Here is a 17349-nt window from a genome sequence, read left to right on the forward strand (position 1 = left end):
TCCATCGAAAAAGGGAGTTTTCTCTATTAAAGGTCTTTTTGTATTTCTCTCACTACATGGCCAAGTTCAGGTAAAATTAATTTATTCATCGCTAGTTTCACTGCACCAGTAGAGCCTGGGGTGGAGAATACAGCTTTATTTTTTATCACCCCCGCAATGGCCCTTGAAAGAATTGCAGCGCTGCCAATATCGTCTTGATAGCTCAACATCCTGAACAATTCTCCAAATCCAACAATTTCTTTATCTAGTAAATTTTGGACAGTTTCTATCGTTACGTCTCGCTTTGCAATCCCTGTGCCGCCATTTGTTAAAATGACATCAATTTCTTCTCTTGAACAGCCCTTTACTAATTCATCATGAATTGGTGCGGCCTCATCTTTTACTATCACGTAATCTATAATTTTGTGACCTGCTTGTTCAAGCAGTTCCATCATCAGTTTACCACTTTTGTCTGTTTCGCTATTTCTTGTATCACTAACGGTGATTACTTTACAATTTACCGTTTTTGGGGCTTCCTTTTTATGTTCATGAGTACTCATCCAATATACTCCTCTTTTTCTTTTAGGTAACGAAGTTGATAATATTTATGCGCTAAATCAGTTACCTTTCTCGTTAACTGATAATTGGCGCCTGCACCAATCGCCATACTGACAAGCGGGATACCTTGTATCACCTTTTTTCGGAACAATGTAATAACCAACGCTTTCAATAGTTGCTGTACTGGTTGTTCAATCCATGTAATATCAATAATTTCTTCATTTCCTTTATAAAAATAATAGTCATCCCGATTCTCCAATTCATCCATCAACAAGGTCCATCCCTCTAGTTGAAGCCTTGGCGGCAATGTTGCCGTATGAAACACCTTCAGAGAGGTCATCATTTCAAACGGGGTATTAACCTCAATCCCATAGGTCATTGCAATTAATTGGACGGCCCTTAAATTAATAACGGCTATTGCTGGTATGTCTGTGCTTAGAAGAAGTGGACCACCAGTCCCAGCTAAACCACCTTGAGCAAAAGAGTATAGACGATGCCTCGCAATTTGCTGCTCTGCAATGTATTGTAATTGCTCAATTTTTAATTGGCGTAAGTCTTCTACTTTTTCTAAGTCTTTATGAAATATCCGCCCCGCAGAAAGAATTCTCTCCTTTGCATCCATCTGTAGCTGCGAGCCTTGTATCATACTATGTAAATGAAACAGCCAACTATCAATAACAGTAAAGAAATGCCGTTGAACCTTTTTGGGTAATAATAAGAATGATTGTTGCAGATATTTTTCATAAGTTAATTGGAAATCATTGGGCTCAAATTCACGTAAATTTCTTTCCCAATCCTGTATTTCATTCAAGACCTTTACTTCACGGTCTGTTAATGGCATGATCGATTCCCCTCCACAGCAAGGCTTTCTATTTCCAGTATATCACAATGAAATAAAAGGATAAAAAGGCAAAAGCCATTAAATTAGCTTTTGCCTTCTGTTTATTAAAGAGTATTTGCTAAGCGAACGACGTCTCTAGCAATCATTACTTCTTCATTAGTCGGTATAATTAATACTTTAACTGGTGAGTGTGGATAGTTGATGAATGTTTCTTCGCCTCTCACTTTGTTCAAAGCAGGGTCCCAATAAACACCCATAAATTCAAGGCCTCTTAAGATTTTCTCCCTAATCGTATCACTATTTTCACCGATACCAGCTGTGAAAATAATTGCATCTACACCATTCATTCTTGAAGCATAGGAACCAATGTATTTATGGATACGGTTTGCAAATACATCTAGAGCAAGTTGAGCGCGGTCATTACCCTTTTTTGCTTCAATTTCAATATCCCTTAAATCACTAGAGAAGCCTGACATAGCGAGCATACCACTCTTTTTATTCAAAACATCAAGGACTTCATCCGCTGTTTTATTTGTTTTCTCCATAATATAAGGAATGAGTGCAGGGTCAATATTACCTGAGCGAGTTCCCATCGTTACCCCTGCAAGTGGTGTGAAGCCCATAGATGTATCAATCGACATACCGCTTTCAATCGCAGCAATACTTGCTCCATTCCCTAAATGACACGAAATAAGGCGAAGTTGTTCTACGGGTCGACCTAGTAACTCTGCAGCACGTTGTGAAACATATTTATGTGATGTTCCATGAAAGCCATACTTACGAATGCCATACTTTTCGTAATACTCCATTGGCAGGCTATACAGGTAAGAACTTTCTGGCATCGTTTGGTGGAAAGCCGTATCAAAAACAGCTACCGCAGGAACATTTGGGAGCACACTCATGAAAGCTTTAATTCCTGTAAGATTTGCTGGGTTATGCAAAGGTGCAAGTTCTGATAATTCATCAATTTTCTTTAATACTTCATCTGTGATAAGCACTGAGTCATTAAATGTTTCACCACCATGGACTACTCGGTGTCCCATTCCAACAATCTCATCAAGTGATTTGATAATCCCTAAAGTGGTTAGTTTATCCAAAAGCATTTTAACCGCGACTTCATGATCAGGAATATCACTGATTTCTTGGATTTTCTCTCCATTTACTGTAATATTAAAAATCGAATCATTCAATCCGATTCTTTCAATTAATCCTTTTGTAATAACATCTTCGCTTGGCATTTCAAACAATTGAAACTTCAAGGAAGAGCTTCCTGCATTAATTGCAATAATTTTTGCCATTTTTGTTACCGCTCCTTTTATATAACAACACTGGTTTGGAGTAATTTTTGTTAGTACAACATTATTTTGCTCAAACCGCTCTTGATTATTTCCTTCCTCATTTAATCATTGTGTATATTATATTTCAAGGTATAATTCGCATGGCAACGTTTACATTACGAATGTTAATATATTCACATATTTCGGTAATTTTATAAGATTTATAACACTCAGAAAAAAAGAATGAGCAGGGTTTAAACCCTGTTCATCCTTTGTTCTCTTGGAACCATTTTTCCATTTTAGATAGTATTTTATCCATTTCTACTGCATTCGAAAGGCTAGGCAAATCGACAAGTAATGCCTGCTTTGGCGGTTGCACGCCTAAACCCTTTTTTTGGAGGATAATGATACTCTTAGCTGTATTTTTATTATTAAACATGCTCGTGGGTAATTGTAACAATCCTTGCACAATGACATGCTCTTTAAAGAATTCACTTAGTTGAGAGGCTTGTTCACTTTCAAATAAACCATTAGGAATAATAAAGAATAAATACCCACCAGGTGCTGTATACATGACACTTTGCTCAATGAATAAATGATGGGAATAGGTATGTCCCTCATCTGCCTTTACTTGATACTCCGCTGCTCTGACATCATTCGGATAATACCCAACAGGTAAATCACCGATGACCGCATCTACGGGGTCGATAAGCAGTGGCTCAAGGCTGTCTTGATTGAAGAGTTGAATAGGGTGCTCTTGTAAATTTGCATTAACATAGGCAAGCTTAATTAACAGGTCATCAATCTCCACACCGACAGAATCTACTTTTTTTTGCAGGTGATTTAATACAGTTGTTAACAAATTACCGGTTCCTACTGCTGGGTCAAGCAAGCGGAATGTTGACTGTTTCATAAATCTATTTACTAAATAACCGACAAGCATCCCCACTGTATCAGGTGTCATTTGATGGTTAGGCTGAACACTTTCTTTCATCCCTTTTAAAATGACAAGCTGATATGCCTTTCGAAGTTCTTCGTTTGAAAATTTGTTTAAATTGATCTGTTCATATTGTTTCTTAATCCTTTTTTCTGTTAGTTCGCTGACCTCAGCCTGAAGGATAGAGCCATGAAATAAATTCTCGCCAGTTTCTGCAAGTGCCTCTAAATATGTACAATTAAGTTCTTCCTGTAAAAGAAGTGCTGTTTCATTAAATAACGTAAAAAGTTGTTCTACTGGAGAAACGTTCATCTTTTCCCCTCCCTCTTTAAATTCCTTATCCATTTTAATCGAGTATAGCTATTTTATACAAGTTTTAACCAAACAAAAAGGCCTCGTAATACCGAGGCCTTCTGCTTTACTATTTTGCAGCCTTTGCAGCTTCAATTGCTGCTTCGTAGTTAGGGTGGTTTGTTGCTTCACTAACATACTCAACATATGTCACTGTATCACTTGAATCAACAACAAATACAGCACGAGCCAATAGTCTTAATTCTTGGATAGCAACCCCATATGCTTCTCCAAAAGAAAGGTCACGGTGATCAGATAACGTTTGAACGTTTTCTATTCCGCTTGCAGCACACCAGCGCTTTTGTGCAAATGGTAAGTCCATGCTTACAGTTAAAATTTTCACGTTGCCTAAGCTATTTGCTTCTTCATTAAACCGGCGTGTTTCTGCATCACACACACCCGTATCCAAAGATGGGACGGAAGTAATTAAACGCACTTGACCCTTTGTATTCTCTAATGTTACTGCTGATAAGTCATTCGCTAGGACTGTGAAGTTAGGTGCTTTGTCCCCTACCTTTACTTCATTGCCTAATAGAGTAATTGGGTTTCCTTTAAATGTTACATTTGCCATAATACATCCTCCTTTGTCGTATCCAAGTTCAAGCGATTGTTGTAAACCACTTCACTTCAAATATGTACAGTGTAAATATATCTTTTCAATATCTATTTTGCAATTATTTAGACTTATGAAAATTGCTAGCGCCCCGTTTAGCGACATGAAAAAAGTTAATCTTCCTAGTCTTTTGGAAGATTAACCTTTCCTACTATAATTCAAGCTCTTCTTTTGGTTTATGCTCGTTTTTAGATCCTTGCGAACTATTTTGCTGTTGCCCTTGGTCCTTTTTTGAGAACATTTGCTGAACTTTATCAATCGCTGAAGGAGCAAGTTCAAGTATTTTCTCATACAAATGGGTGCTTTCATCTAAATGCAGCATTTTTACTCCATGAGAGTTGACAATTAAAAAAGCAATTGGGGTAATAGAAACACCGCCCCCGCTCCCTCCCCCAAATGGATGGGATGAACCTTGACTTTGTCCTTGACCTTGTTCTTTTCCTTGTCCTTGACCTTGACTTTGAGACCCTTGGAGCTTAAATTCACTACCACCTGCAGCAAATCCAAAGCCTACTTTCGATACTGTCAAAATAACACTGCCGTCTGGGGTCTCAACTGGGTCCCCTATAATCGTATTAACGTCAATCATTTCTTTCAAACTTTCCATTGCAGTTGTCATCAAACCTTGAATTGGGTGGTCAGACACGGCTGTTTCCTCCTTTTTCAAACGGATTTTGTTTTATCATTTGCAAAATTAGTTTTCTTTTTAAAGTGCGGAAGTCCGCCCTTCCAGAATCTAAACAGTTTTAATCCTGCTAGAATAGCATACCCGATACGAAACTGAATAATACATGTAAATCTTGTTTGAATTACGGCAGCTTGAAAGTGTGGGGTAACCGATATTTTGGGCATTTCTTTAAGTTTGAAATAATGACTGAGAAGCCCTATGATGCTCCCCTTAAAGGCCCATATTGCTCCGGTTATTGTCCCAGTGTGCGCCGCATCTCCGAGACCAATCAGCGTATTCCATTCTAAGCCTTTCATTGTGACCTTCCGAAAAAACTTCCTGACAATACGATGTAATCCGAACACATGATTGAATAATTTTTTGGCATTTGATGCATTAGTCTCCACCTCATCTGTTGTAATATGATTCGTGTCTTGTTTAGTTGATTCTCGTGCGGAATCTCCCATTTTAGTATTACTTTCTACAACTATGCTAGGAGAATTATCATCCACTTTTATTAACGGAACTTTTATTGTATATTTTATTAACCCGAACCAAATCTTTAATTTTATCTTTAGATCGTCATTGTCATTATGATGATAATAATTAATAAGGATTGTTAATTTAGTAAAAAGAATGAGAATGAATAAGAGCAATAGAATGGACAAAATCAGGAGCACCCAAAACAATTTCAATCACAACCTTTCAGCGGGTAGTATTTGCTTTTATATAAAAAAATAAACCTACCAACAATTGTTGATAGGTTTATTTTCACCGTTCCACATGGATAACTGTTGTGTCAGTGAAGAGATCATGCAAGCCCTGTTTTTTTGGTAAAAAAGCGACTATGATATATCCGAAGATAATCGTTGCTGATATAAATCGGCCGATCCATTCACGAAAGAGTATGGTTCCCCAGGTCAATTGATCATTCTTTAAATCGACTACCTTCAATCCAAACACCATTTTCCCAAGGGTTTGATTAAGATATTTTGTCATCAAGACGAAATATAAATAAAAGATGACCGCCGATGAAATGGAGACTGGCGCAAACATATTGGTTTCTGATAAAGGAATATCCAATAATCGAAATATAGGTTTAATTAGCAGCCGAATAATGCTTCCCACAACCACTAAATCAAGCAGATACGCCCAAAAGCGCATCCAGAAGCCCGCATAACGAACGGTATAATTTTCCTTTCTGTCAGTCGTGGTTTCTTGATATTCATTTATTTCCATTAATTAGCCCCCCTATTCTGCATACAGATACATGAGACGTGGAGAATTCGGCTTCGAAAGTATTTGCATTAATCCAGCCATTTCAACGTTTTCACCCATTAATTTCTTTGCCTGCATAGTAAATAAGGAACCCAAACCAAGAGAATCTGAATAACGAACCACCTGCGCCCCTTTGAGCTTTTCTTGTTTTTTCATAAGATTCACTACATCGTCTAAGTAGCCGAACCCATCGATTAGGTGTAAATCCTTCGCTTGTCTTCCATCGTAAACACGGCCGTCAGCAATTTTTTTCACCTGGGCGATGGGCAAGTTACGCCCTTCTGAAATCACTTTGACAAATCCTTCATAGGAATTATTGATCATCGACTGTAATATTTGCCGTTCTTCATCTGTCATTTTTCTTGTTGGGCTCATAATGTCCTTATGCTTGCCACTTTTTATGGTGACAAAATCTACCCCATACTTATCGGCAAGACCTTCATAATTGATGCCTTCCATAATAACCCCAAGGCTGCCCGTCATCGTCTCAGGACTTGCATAGATCTTTTTTGCTGCAGTTGAAATATAATATCCTCCTGATGCTGCCATTGAACCCATCGAGATATAGACTGGTTTTTTACTGTTTTTTTGAATTTCAACGAGTCTATCGTGAATTTCTGCACTTTCAACGACACCACCGCCTGGTGAGTTGACCTTTATTATTATCCCTTTTACAGAATCATCTTTTTTTATATAGTTTAACTTTTTCATAAAATCCTGATGATTGTAGCCTGCACTTTGTAGGAAGGAACCAGTTTCACCAGTGTCCTGTATGACACCATTGACATCGAGAATCACAATTTTCTTTAATTCGTTCCCTTCATTGACAACCTCTTCTGTAAAAGGTTGCTCAGCTGATGCCATAAAGTCGGTAAAATCAGTTTGAATCCCTTTAAAAGTAGTAGCTGATAAAAAATTAATTACCACAGAAACAAAAAATAACGCTGCCGCAATCCCTAAAGCAGCCCACCGTTTTCCATTCATAGATAAGTAAGTCCCCCTTTTTCTTTTAGTCTAAAAGTTATCCTGCTTTTATATTGTTTCAATAAAATGCTAAACTAATTTCAGACTAACATTATTTTAGCAAAGATTATTTTTGGGGTGGGTAATCATGTTACAATTATCTCATCTTTTTCCAGGGGGTACATAAAATGGAAAACAGGCGCAATATTTACTTTTATCATAAACGGGATGAGGATATGCTTTCAAAAATCGCTCCTCTTTTTGATGTGGCCGACCGTTATGGTTTTACGATTGTCACTGATTACCGAAATGCTAATATCATTGCCAGTGTTGGAGATGACGGAACATTTCTACAAGCCGTCAGGAAAACCGGCTTCCGTGATGATTGCCTTTACATGGGGATTTCAACTAAAGATAGCTTGAATATGTATTGTGATTTCCGAATTAATGATATTTCAAAAATGATTGACGCTATTATTACAAATGAAAATTTAAAAGTCCGTCGTTATCCATTAATTGACGTATCCGTTGATGGTCAGGGTACTTTTACTTGTTTAAACGAATTCAGCATACGTTCTTCGATCATAAAAACACTAGTTGTAGATGTCTTTATTAATAAGCTCCATTTAGAAACCTTTCGCGGGGATGGGTTGATTGTTGCGACACCAACCGGAAGTACTGCTTATAATAAATCGGTGAAGGGTTCGATTGTTGACCCTCTTATCCCCTGCATGCAGGTGAGTGAAGTAGCATCCCTAAATACAAATCTTTACCGAACACTAGATTCCTCCTTTATTGTTGGAAGTGAACGAACACTTACATTCAATGTAATATCCGAAGGCAATGATTATCCTACCATGGGGATGGATAATGAAGCATTAAGTATTCGTCCGTTGAGAAAATCAGCATAAGAATAAGTGATAAAAAGTTAAAAACACTAAAGCTTAAGGACAACTCCTTCTGGGAAAAAGTGAAACGGACTTTTTTATAAAAAAAGCGGAAGCGCCCGTTTAGCGAAGTAATAAGTTTTTCTTAAGAATAGAAAAACCTTATCCTATTAAAGGGATAAGGTTTTTGCTTATATGCTCGTGCTCTTTTCTTTTCGCAAATGTAACCATTGTGGAGACAATAGTTTTGTTTTTGAAAGGGAATAAATTGTTAACGCAGACCAGATGAACATAAAGGATAGAAGTTGTATTTTTGAAAAATGTTCATGATAGATAAATACCCCTAATAATAAGGTTAATGTAGGTGCAATATATTGGAGAAATCCTAATAAAGATAAGGGAATTTTTTGTGCTCCTTTTGCAAAATATAGAAGCGGCACTGCTGTTGCAACTCCTGCACCGATTAAAAGCAGATCGGTTTGGATCCCTGATGTTATAAAGGAATTGGATCCATTCATAAATAAGTAACCAATATAAATGGCGGCAACAGGTGTAACAACAAGTGTTTCTAATGTTAATCCGACTGCAGAATCAACGTTTATTAACTTTTTCGCTAAACCATACACTCCAAAGGATAGGGCCAAAGAAATGGCAATCCACGGAAACTGCCCATGCGAAATAGAAATAATCAATACCCCTATTGCAGCTAAAATGAAAGAGACGTATTGATAAATAGTTAATTTTTCCTTAAGAACAATCATTCCTAATAAAATACTAATTAATGGATTGATATAATATCCAAGGCTAGCTTCAATCATATGACCACTATTAACCGCCCAAATATAAATGAACCAATTCACACTTATTAATAAGGAGGCAATCGTCAGGGCATACATTTGTTTTTTATTCTTAGTAAACCCTTTAATGGTTTGGAGAAATAGTCCTAATTTTTTTGTTAGGAAGAGAATGATGATCATAAAAATAAACGACCATAAAACACGGCTCGCTAAAATTTCCTTTGCATTAACATTGTCTAAAAGCTTCCAATAAATCGGCAATAATCCCCACAGCAAGTAAGAAAAGCCGGCATAAATGACTCCTTTTTGCGTTTCAGTCTTTTTCATCTGTTTTCGAGCCCCTATTCTTTCTAGTTTCGAAATAATTTCTATTATAACTCGAAACATCGTGAAATGGGGAATTTTTTGCTTCCAATAAAAAGCAGACGGAATTCCGCCTGCTTCCTTGAAATATTAAACTAAACTTGTTTAGCCGCCTCGAGTTCCTTTTTGCGGAGTTCAATTCGACGGATTTTCCCTGAGGTTGTTTTTGGAAGTTCACTCAAATATTCTATTTTTCTAGGGTACTTATATGGAGCTGTAAGTGTTTTGACATGCTCCTGCAAGTTCTTTGTTAATTCTGGGTCCGTTGAATCAATATCCTCTTGTAAGACCACAAATGCTTTGACAATAAAGCCACGAATTTCATCCGGGCTTGCCACGACGGCACATTCCTTTACAAATGGATGTTTAACGAGCGCATCCTCCACTTCAAATGGTCCAATTGTATAGCCCGAGCTAATGATAATATCATCACCGCGGCCTTCAAACCAGAAATAGCCATCTTGATCCATTTTGGCTTTATCGCCTGTTACATAATAGTCACCTCGGAACTGCATTGCCGTTCTTTCTGGATCTTTATAATAATTTTTGAAAAGAGCTGGAGTTTCTACATGGACGGCAATATCGCCCACTTCTCCGACAGCACAAACTTGGCCTTCTTCGTTAATGATTTCAACTCTATTTCCAGGTGTCGGCTTGCCCATGGATCCAGACTTCAATTCCATCCCTTTTGTAACCCCTACTAGCAAGGTATTTTCGGTTTGTCCATAACCGTCACGGACATCAATATTAAAATGCTTTCTAAACGTATCAATAACCTCTCTATTTAAAGGTTCACCTGCTGAAACCGCACTATGAAGATTTGGCAATTGATAATCAGCTAAATTATCTACCTTCGCCATTAATCGATATTCGGTAGGTGTACAACAAAGGACATTGACATCATATTTTTGAAGAAGGCTCAAATATTTTTTCGGATCAAATTGTCCGTTGTAGACTAATCCTGTTCCTCCTGAGCCAAGTACCGATAGGAAGGGACTCCAAATCCATTTTTGCCAGCCTGGACCTGCAGTTGCCCAAACCGTATCACCGTCTTCAATGCAAAGCCACTTTGATGCAGCTGTTTTTAAATGAGCATAGGCCCAGCCGTGCGTATGAACAACACCTTTAGGATTCCCTGTTGTGCCGGAGGTATAGGACAAAAATGCCATATCGTCTCTAAACGTATCTGCGAGAACCAATTCTTCTGATGCAGCTTTCATCTCTTCGTCCAAATGAACCCAGCCATCTTCAGACCCTCCGATAGTAAATTTAACCAAAGCTTGTGGTGCCGATATATTTTTAAATTGATCAACGAATGGATAATAACTAATGATTCCCTTAACATCACCGTGTGTAATACGATACTTCAAGTCTTTTTCCTTTAACATTTCAGAGCTTGGAATGACAACCATTCCAGCTTTTAATGCCGCTAAATAAACAACATATGCTTCAATCAGACGGGGCACGATAACAAGGACTACGTCACCCCTGTTTAAACCATTCTTGGCGAAAACATTCCCCGCTTGGTTAACCTTCTTCATTAATTGCTGATATGTAACTTGTTTTGTCTCTCCAGTCTCATTCTCCCACTTCAATGCGACTCTGTTCGGTTCTTTGGCAAAACGCTCCATTTCAGAAACAAGATTATACTTTTCTGGCGCAATTAAATCTTCCCGCTTCATACTTCTCCCCCTTAACTTTTTCGTATTTATCCCACCAAATTAATTATACAAAATTATTTAAAAATTTTAAATTGTTTTTATTTTAAAAACATATTTCACTATCTTGAGCATAAAAAAGAGAGCGGGGGAAGCCCCACGCTCTCTGTAGCCATCGTATTTATTTTTTATTAACGAGAGAATCCGCCGCCTAATTGAGATTCAGCCATTGCTACTAGACGCTTTGTGATTTCACCACCAACAGATCCGTTGGCACGTGAAGTAGTATCAGCTCCAAGATTTACACCAAATTCAGAAGCAATTTCATATTTCATTTGGCTTAGAGCTTGTTCAACACCAGGAACCAATAATTGATTTGAGTTGTTGTTGTTTGCCATGTGATATCACCTCCTTGTGAGTATAGAATGTGTAGAACTTAAAAGCTTCATTCTATTTTACAATTGGTAATTGTTCACAAAATATTCTAATTTTACCTTTTTAAAATAATTCACTAAATTCTGAGTGCTGCTTGTCATCAGGCTTAATTACAAGTGTCTCTGTCTCTTGCACCGCTTCATGAATGAGTGGCTCGAAATCAAAGAAGCTTTCATAATGCTGAACCTTTTCCCTTTTTGGCTTTGTTTTTGGAGAAGCTGGGACAAAGATGGTACAGCAATCCTCAAACGGCCTATTCGAAATTTCTAGTGTATCAATTTCAATTGCGATTTTAATGATATCCGTTTTATCCATCGTAATCAATGGCCTCAAAAGAGGCGTATTTGTTACATCATTGATTGCGTACATACTCTCAAGCGTCTGGCTCGCAACCTGCCCCAGGCTTTCACCGGTAATTATAGCAAGACCTTCATGTTTTTTCCTAATCTCATCCGTGATTCGAAGCATCATCCTTCTCGTAGATGTCATCGAATAATTTTCAGGTACTTGTTCGCGAATTGTTTGCTGAATATCAGTAAACGGGACAATATGCAAGGTCATCGATCCATATATTTCAGCCAGTTTTTTTGAAAGGTCAATGACCTTTTCCTTCGATCTTTCACTTGTAAATGGGGGGCTGAAAAAATGAACCGCTTCGATTTCTAGTCCCCTCTTCATTGCCATATAGCCGGCAACAGGGCTGTCAATTCCACCTGAAAGCATGAGCATGGCTTTTCCACTTGATCCAATCGGTAGTCCACCGGCACCCTGTATGGTTTCGCATGATAGGTAAATGGCTTCCTTTCTGACTTCAATCCGTAAATTAATATCCGGATTTTTCACATCCACTTTGAGTCCAGAGATTTGTTGCAACAAATGACCGCCAAGGGTGTGGTTAATTCCGTCCGTATCCAACTCAAATGTTTTATCAGATCTTTTCGGAGTAATTTTGAAGGTTTGACCCTTCTTGTATAGGGAGCGCATCATATCTAGTGAAGTCTGTTTTAATACCTCAATATCTCTTTCCAGCTTAATGGCCGGACTAAAGGATTGGATACCAAATATATTCTTCAATTTTCCAATAATTGCTTCGCTGCTTTCACCATTTAATAAGACATACATCCGATCACGGCTTGCTTCTACTTTAATTTTTGGAAAGGGAGCAAGAGCAATTCTAACACTTTTTCTTAATTTTTCTACAAATTGATTGCGATTTCTTCCTTTTGTCGATATTTCACCGTAGCGAATGAGTATACGATCATATTCCATTTATTTCATAACCTTTCGTAATTGGTTTGCGGATTCTTGAAATGTAACTAGAGCTGTCACTGCCTCTTCTCTGGTATTCTCAAATGAGAGACTAATCCGGATGGCACTTTCAGCTTGCGTTTCATGAACGCCCATTGCGAGAAGCGTTTTACTTGGTGATTTCTTTTTTGAGGAACATGCACTTGTGGTGGATACAAAGATACCTTTCCGCTCAAGTGAATGAATGAATACTTCTGATTTTATTCCCTTTAATGAGAAATTTAAAATATGGGGTGCTGCATGTTCAGTAGGTGTATGAATTTGAACACCTTCTATTTCTGCTAACCCCTTCCTGAGCAGGCTGTGGATATTCTTCATTCGTTCCATCTCTGCTTCGCCTTTCATTAATGTCATCCTAAGTGCCTTTGCCATCGAAACGGCGCCTGCCACATTTTCTGTACCGCTTCGAATCTTCCGTTCCTGATTGCCGCCAGAAAATAATGGAGCAAGTCTCACACCCTCACGGATAAAAAGGGCACCGGTGCCTTTTAAACCATGAAATTTATGACCGGATATCGAACAAAGATCCACTCTGTTTTTATAGAGAGAAAGGGGAATCTTTCCTATTCCTTGAACTGCATCAACATGAAATAAAATTGTTGGATGTTTTTTTAATAGGTCTCCAATTTCTTTAATTGGCTGAACCGTCCCCACTTCATTATTCACCTGCATAATGGATATTAAAATGGTATCTTTTCTTATCGCTTTTTCAAGATCCGAAACATTAATTCTTCCAAACCTGTCAACAGGCAAGTAAGTTATCTCAAAACCCTCCTGTTCAAGCTGTTCCATTGCGGCTCTTACTGATGGATGTTCAACACTTGATGTAATCAAGTGCCGACCTTTATTTTTATGTAATAAAGCAGATCCTTTTATCGCTATATTATTACCTTCCGTTCCCCCGGAAGTAAAATAAATTTCAGATGGCTTTACTTTTAAGAGCTTGCTTACTTGTTCCCGCGCCTGGGATAGCAGCTTCTCTGCCAGTCCCCCCATACTGTGTAGTGAGGATGGGTTCCCATAATATTCACTAGACACCGTAACAAACGAATCTATAACGTCTTTAAACGGTTTTGTCGTTGCACTATTATCAAAATAAATCATTTTTTCTCCTCCGAACTCTTACAAAAATAAATCTTATCATAAAGACAAAAAAAAGAATAACAAAAAACCGATTCAGCGAAAATGGCACTGATCGGTTTTTTGTTATTTATTCTGTTACAAATGTGGCTTTTATTTTTTTCAATGCATCTGGGTCAATAACATCAAGTGTTGCAGCCGCTTGTTCTAAAGCCTCTTGATATTCATAGTGTCTAAATGCCATTTCTGCTTCCAATAATCCTTTGGCTACATTTGGATATTGGCTTTTATAACGATTTCCATATTGAATGGCTTTTTCCGCTAACATCACATTTTCTAGCAGTTCTATCGTTGAATTGGTAAGTTTCTCCACCGTTAATACAGCAATTTCTAAATATTGATTGAGAGCAGAAATGTTAAGTGGCTTTTCTTCAAGCTGGTATCTCACATTTTGAATACTTTCATTTGTATCCTCAAATAAATACCTATAATCTTCTGGTAAGCCAGGGACATTACTCTTAGTGACGAGACGAACCGTCTCTCCAACTTTCTTGGTAAGTTCTTTAAGCTTTTCTCTTGCTTCAAATTCATCTTTCCTAAGGGCTTGAAGTTTTAAAGCAAAATCTTGCTGCCCTTCTCGAATGATATCCAACTGTTCTTTTACTTGAGCTAACTCTTTACTAATCACCGATTGTGCTGTTTCGTTTAACTTTAGTTTTTCAATCAGAATCTCAAAATGTTTATAAACAATGGAAAGTTCTTTTTCGAGCTGTCGCTGAGTTTCAAAGTCACCTTCAGATAGCTGATAACTTTCTTGAACATGAATGACTTCACTGGAAAGATGACTATTTTCCTCATAGGCAGAAATGAGAAGTTCACTTGCTATTTTTTCATTTTTTTGGACAAAATGCTTGGCGTGTACTTCTTTTTCCAATAAATCGAAAAGGACATCAATTCTTTCCTTTATTTCTTTTATACATTCTACTGCCTCATCAATCTTCGCTGCTTCGATAAGCTCTAGATTCTCAGCCAGTTTCTCTTCTAAGCGTTTGATTTCTTTTTCCAAATTAATATGTTCTAAATAGTATTCTTGACCAGACATTTCACGGTATCCGTCAAGCATATCTGAAAGCTGATTTGGCAGAAGTGATTGACATTCAATTAACAGCTGCGGAATCAAGTCCATATCTTTTTTAATCATTCCAAGCTGACTATGAATCATTAAAACTACTTCACGGGCTTCAAGATAATTACCATGTTCAGTTTTCTCATCAAATTCCTGAAATTTTAGTGAAACGCCGTTGAGTTGTTCCTCTAAGCACTTTTCTGAACTGCCAAAGCTGTGACGATGGGCAAGCAGCATTTTTTTTGATTCCCGATACTGCTCTTTTAGCTCTTCAATTTCAACTCGGTTCTTTTCCTCGCTGCCAACCAATTCATGTAACTCTTCTAATATACTTTTTATTTGATCCTCAGTTTCTTGTAACTTTGCTCCAATAGCTTGCTGGACACCTTTCGCTTTGCTAAATCGGTACTTATCTATGTACTCTTCGGCATCAAAAAGCATTTCCTCTAAATCAGGCAGCTGTACCGTTACCACATCGTCCCATTGATTTCGCCAACGTTCGAATAGTTCTTCAGTTTGCCCTGTCATATTAAGCAGCTTCACTTTTGACATTTCATCCAGTACTGGACGATTCATTAAATCGATTTTCCATCCTTCCAATCGATCCATTTCCTTAAAGTACTTTTTCTTTATTAAATACCCAATTACAAATAAGGCTAGTAAAAGGATAAAAAATCCAATGAAATATTTCACAAGTAAGCCCCCTATTTCCCAAAACATTCTTTCAAATTCCAGTTTTCATGCATCTATTATAAAAAAATCTCTTAATGTTCGATTCAATGCTATTATGATACCATGTTAACGACATTTTTTGACTATTATTTTCAATTTTTTTGTAAAATAAATGAAAACTCACCAATTGGCGAGTCTGATAGGACGGTTCATGAGGCGCAGTTGAATTTATGCTTTCCTATTAACTAAAAAAAAATAGCGATTGCCGCTATTTTATGACTGCACTCATTTTCATTGGTACATCCGAGCATAGTGTTTTATCAATCCACAAATTAATATCCTTTAAATATTTCTGCTCAAAAAATGGTTCATTTGGAAAGACATACAAGACTTCCCTCATATAATGTGTATTCATAAATGGCATCATCAATAATCCTTTAAGTTGAATAATTAAATAAGGAATCGAGTGGGGGCGGAATTCATTCCATTCAAAACCACGCTCAAATACTAATTGAAAATAGTATTTTTCCTTAAGTAAATAGGTTGACATGATTTCGCGAACCACTTGCGAATCCATGGACATTTCCCGATAGACAAGACTGGCTAATTTACTATTTTCACATTGATAATGAAGTAAATCAGTGACAATTCGCTTTAAACACTCCTTTGCTCCCTTGTCTATCGATGCGTAGGCTTCTTCCATTTTACTAATATACTGTTCAAAAAAATGCGTAAAGCAATATTCTAGCAGACCTGGTTTATTTTCGAAATGGTAGGCAATCGTTGCCGTATTTACTTTTGCCAGTCGGGCGATATCCCGAATTGATGTTCCAGAGTATCCATTGGACTTAAACAATGTTATAGCGGCCTTAACAATTGCTTCTTTAGCATTTTTCTTCATAAATTGTCCCCCCTTCTGGTATACCCAAAAATCCCCTTACATTATAATTCTTTGTTATAACACAGATTCCTTTATGAAAAAATCGACAAAGTCTGCTCATTTTCTTGTAAATTTGATAAAATAATAAATAAAATTGTTGAAACAAAGGGGAAATACCATGTTTAACGTCGAAATGTATACTGCGAGCCGCGAGGAAAATTATAATCTTGTTAAAAAACAACTGCATGCTCTTATTCACGATGAGAACAATCAGATTGCAAATCTCAGCAATGCCAGTGCCCTTTTGAATCAATTTCTAGACCGAATTAATTGGGTCGGATTTTATTTAATGGATACGAATCAACAACTAGTATTAGGACCATTCCAAGGTCTTCCTGCATGTGTACGTATTCATTTGGGTAAGGGTGTATGCGGGACATCTGCTTTGAAAAAAGAGACCGTTCTTGTAGCAGATGTTCATCAGTTTCCCGGCCACATTGCTTGTGATGCAGCCTCCCAATCCGAGATTGTTATCCCTCTCATTAAAAATGAGCAGCTAATTGGAGTTTTGGATATTGATTCACCTGAAAAAAATCGTTTTGATGCACTTGATCAACAAATGTTGGAAGAATTTGTTGCAATTCTAGTTGAACATATATAGAAAATAGCACAGAGAAAT

Annotated in this window: 17 protein-coding genes and 1 pseudogene; 2 read left to right on the forward strand and 16 right to left on the reverse strand. The window is 37.4% G+C overall.

Annotated features, from left to right (window positions below):
- Positions 1 to 26: 26 nt before the first annotated feature.
- The 9 genes from J7E66_RS14260 to sppA form a co-directional block, all read right to left on the reverse strand.
- On the reverse strand, positions 27 to 539 hold the full coding sequence (locus tag J7E66_RS14260) for a MogA/MoaB family molybdenum cofactor biosynthesis protein (protein ID WP_215001070.1): 513 nt from the start codon (positions 537 to 539) through the stop codon (positions 27 to 29).
- Positions 536 to 1378, reverse strand: a complete 843-nt coding sequence (locus J7E66_RS14265; protein ID WP_215001072.1) for an EcsC family protein — start codon at positions 1376 to 1378, stop codon at positions 536 to 538. The genes J7E66_RS14260 and J7E66_RS14265 overlap by 4 nt, the downstream gene beginning before the upstream one ends.
- 104 nt (positions 1379 to 1482) lie before the next feature.
- Complete coding sequence (locus J7E66_RS14270) at positions 1483 to 2676, reverse strand: acetate kinase (protein WP_215001074.1); 1194 nt, start codon at positions 2674 to 2676, stop codon at positions 1483 to 1485.
- 244 nt (positions 2677 to 2920) lie between these two features.
- Positions 2921 to 3904: a class I SAM-dependent methyltransferase gene (locus J7E66_RS14275; RefSeq protein WP_215001076.1), complete on the reverse strand. Its 984-nt coding sequence runs from the start codon at positions 3902 to 3904 to the stop codon at positions 2921 to 2923.
- Positions 3905 to 4013: 109 nt separating this feature from the next.
- Complete coding sequence (tpx, locus tag J7E66_RS14280; RefSeq protein ID WP_215001077.1) at positions 4014 to 4514, reverse strand: thiol peroxidase; 501 nt, start codon at positions 4512 to 4514, stop codon at positions 4014 to 4016.
- A 193-nt stretch (positions 4515 to 4707) separates the two neighbouring features.
- Complete coding sequence (ytfJ, locus tag J7E66_RS14285) at positions 4708 to 5202, reverse strand: GerW family sporulation protein (protein ID WP_215001079.1); 495 nt, start codon at positions 5200 to 5202, stop codon at positions 4708 to 4710.
- Between the two features lie 17 nt (positions 5203 to 5219).
- Positions 5220 to 5891 (reverse strand): DUF2953 domain-containing protein, encoded by a 672-nt coding sequence (locus J7E66_RS14290; protein WP_251032919.1) that lies wholly within the window; start codon positions 5889 to 5891, stop codon positions 5220 to 5222.
- Between the two features lie 103 nt (positions 5892 to 5994).
- Positions 5995 to 6462 (reverse strand): RDD family protein, encoded by a 468-nt coding sequence (locus J7E66_RS14295; protein ID WP_215001083.1) that lies wholly within the window; start codon positions 6460 to 6462, stop codon positions 5995 to 5997.
- Positions 6463 to 6474: 12 nt separating this feature from the next.
- The gene (gene sppA, locus J7E66_RS14300) at positions 6475 to 7485 is read right to left on the reverse strand and encodes a signal peptide peptidase SppA (protein ID WP_215001085.1); all 1011 of its coding nucleotides are present in this window, start codon (positions 7483 to 7485) and stop codon (positions 6475 to 6477) included.
- Between the two features lie 167 nt (positions 7486 to 7652).
- On the opposite strand from sppA, the pseudogene J7E66_RS14305 reads away from it, so the two are divergent.
- Positions 7653 to 8455 (forward strand): annotated as a pseudogene (locus tag J7E66_RS14305) (NAD kinase).
- Between the two features lie 87 nt (positions 8456 to 8542).
- On the opposite strand, the gene rarD reads toward J7E66_RS14305, so the two are convergent.
- From rarD to refZ, 7 genes are all read right to left on the reverse strand, one after another.
- Positions 8543 to 9475: an EamA family transporter RarD gene (gene rarD, locus J7E66_RS14310; protein ID WP_215001086.1), complete on the reverse strand. Its 933-nt coding sequence runs from the start codon at positions 9473 to 9475 to the stop codon at positions 8543 to 8545.
- Positions 9476 to 9606: 131 nt separating this feature from the next.
- Positions 9607 to 11193, reverse strand: a complete 1587-nt coding sequence (gene mbcS / locus J7E66_RS14315; protein WP_215001088.1) for an acyl-CoA synthetase MbcS — start codon at positions 11191 to 11193, stop codon at positions 9607 to 9609.
- 167 nt (positions 11194 to 11360) lie between these two features.
- On the reverse strand, positions 11361 to 11567 hold the full coding sequence (locus tag J7E66_RS14320; protein WP_088089259.1) for an alpha/beta-type small acid-soluble spore protein: 207 nt from the start codon (positions 11565 to 11567) through the stop codon (positions 11361 to 11363).
- A gap of 100 nt (positions 11568 to 11667) precedes the next feature.
- Positions 11668 to 12873 carry a tRNA uracil 4-sulfurtransferase ThiI gene (gene thiI / locus J7E66_RS14325; protein WP_215001090.1) on the reverse strand — a complete coding sequence of 402 codons (1206 nt, stop codon included), beginning with the start codon at positions 12871 to 12873 and terminating at the stop codon, positions 11668 to 11670.
- Entirely contained in the window at positions 12874 to 14016 is a 1143-nt protein-coding gene (locus tag J7E66_RS14330) for a cysteine desulfurase family protein (RefSeq protein WP_215001092.1), read from the reverse strand.
- Between the two features lie 106 nt (positions 14017 to 14122).
- Positions 14123 to 15811 (reverse strand): septation ring formation regulator EzrA, encoded by a 1689-nt coding sequence (gene ezrA / locus J7E66_RS14335; RefSeq protein WP_215001094.1) that lies wholly within the window; start codon positions 15809 to 15811, stop codon positions 14123 to 14125.
- Between the two features lie 247 nt (positions 15812 to 16058).
- On the reverse strand, positions 16059 to 16691 hold the full coding sequence (gene refZ / locus J7E66_RS14340; RefSeq protein ID WP_088089263.1) for a forespore capture DNA-binding protein RefZ: 633 nt from the start codon (positions 16689 to 16691) through the stop codon (positions 16059 to 16061).
- Positions 16692 to 16848: 157 nt separating this feature from the next.
- Here refZ and J7E66_RS14345 point away from each other — a divergent pair, with 157 nt between their 5' ends.
- Positions 16849 to 17331, forward strand: a complete 483-nt coding sequence (locus J7E66_RS14345; protein WP_215001095.1) for a GAF domain-containing protein — start codon at positions 16849 to 16851, stop codon at positions 17329 to 17331.
- Positions 17332 to 17349 lie beyond the last annotated feature (18 nt).

This window comes from Bacillus sp. ISL-7, assembly GCF_018613065.1.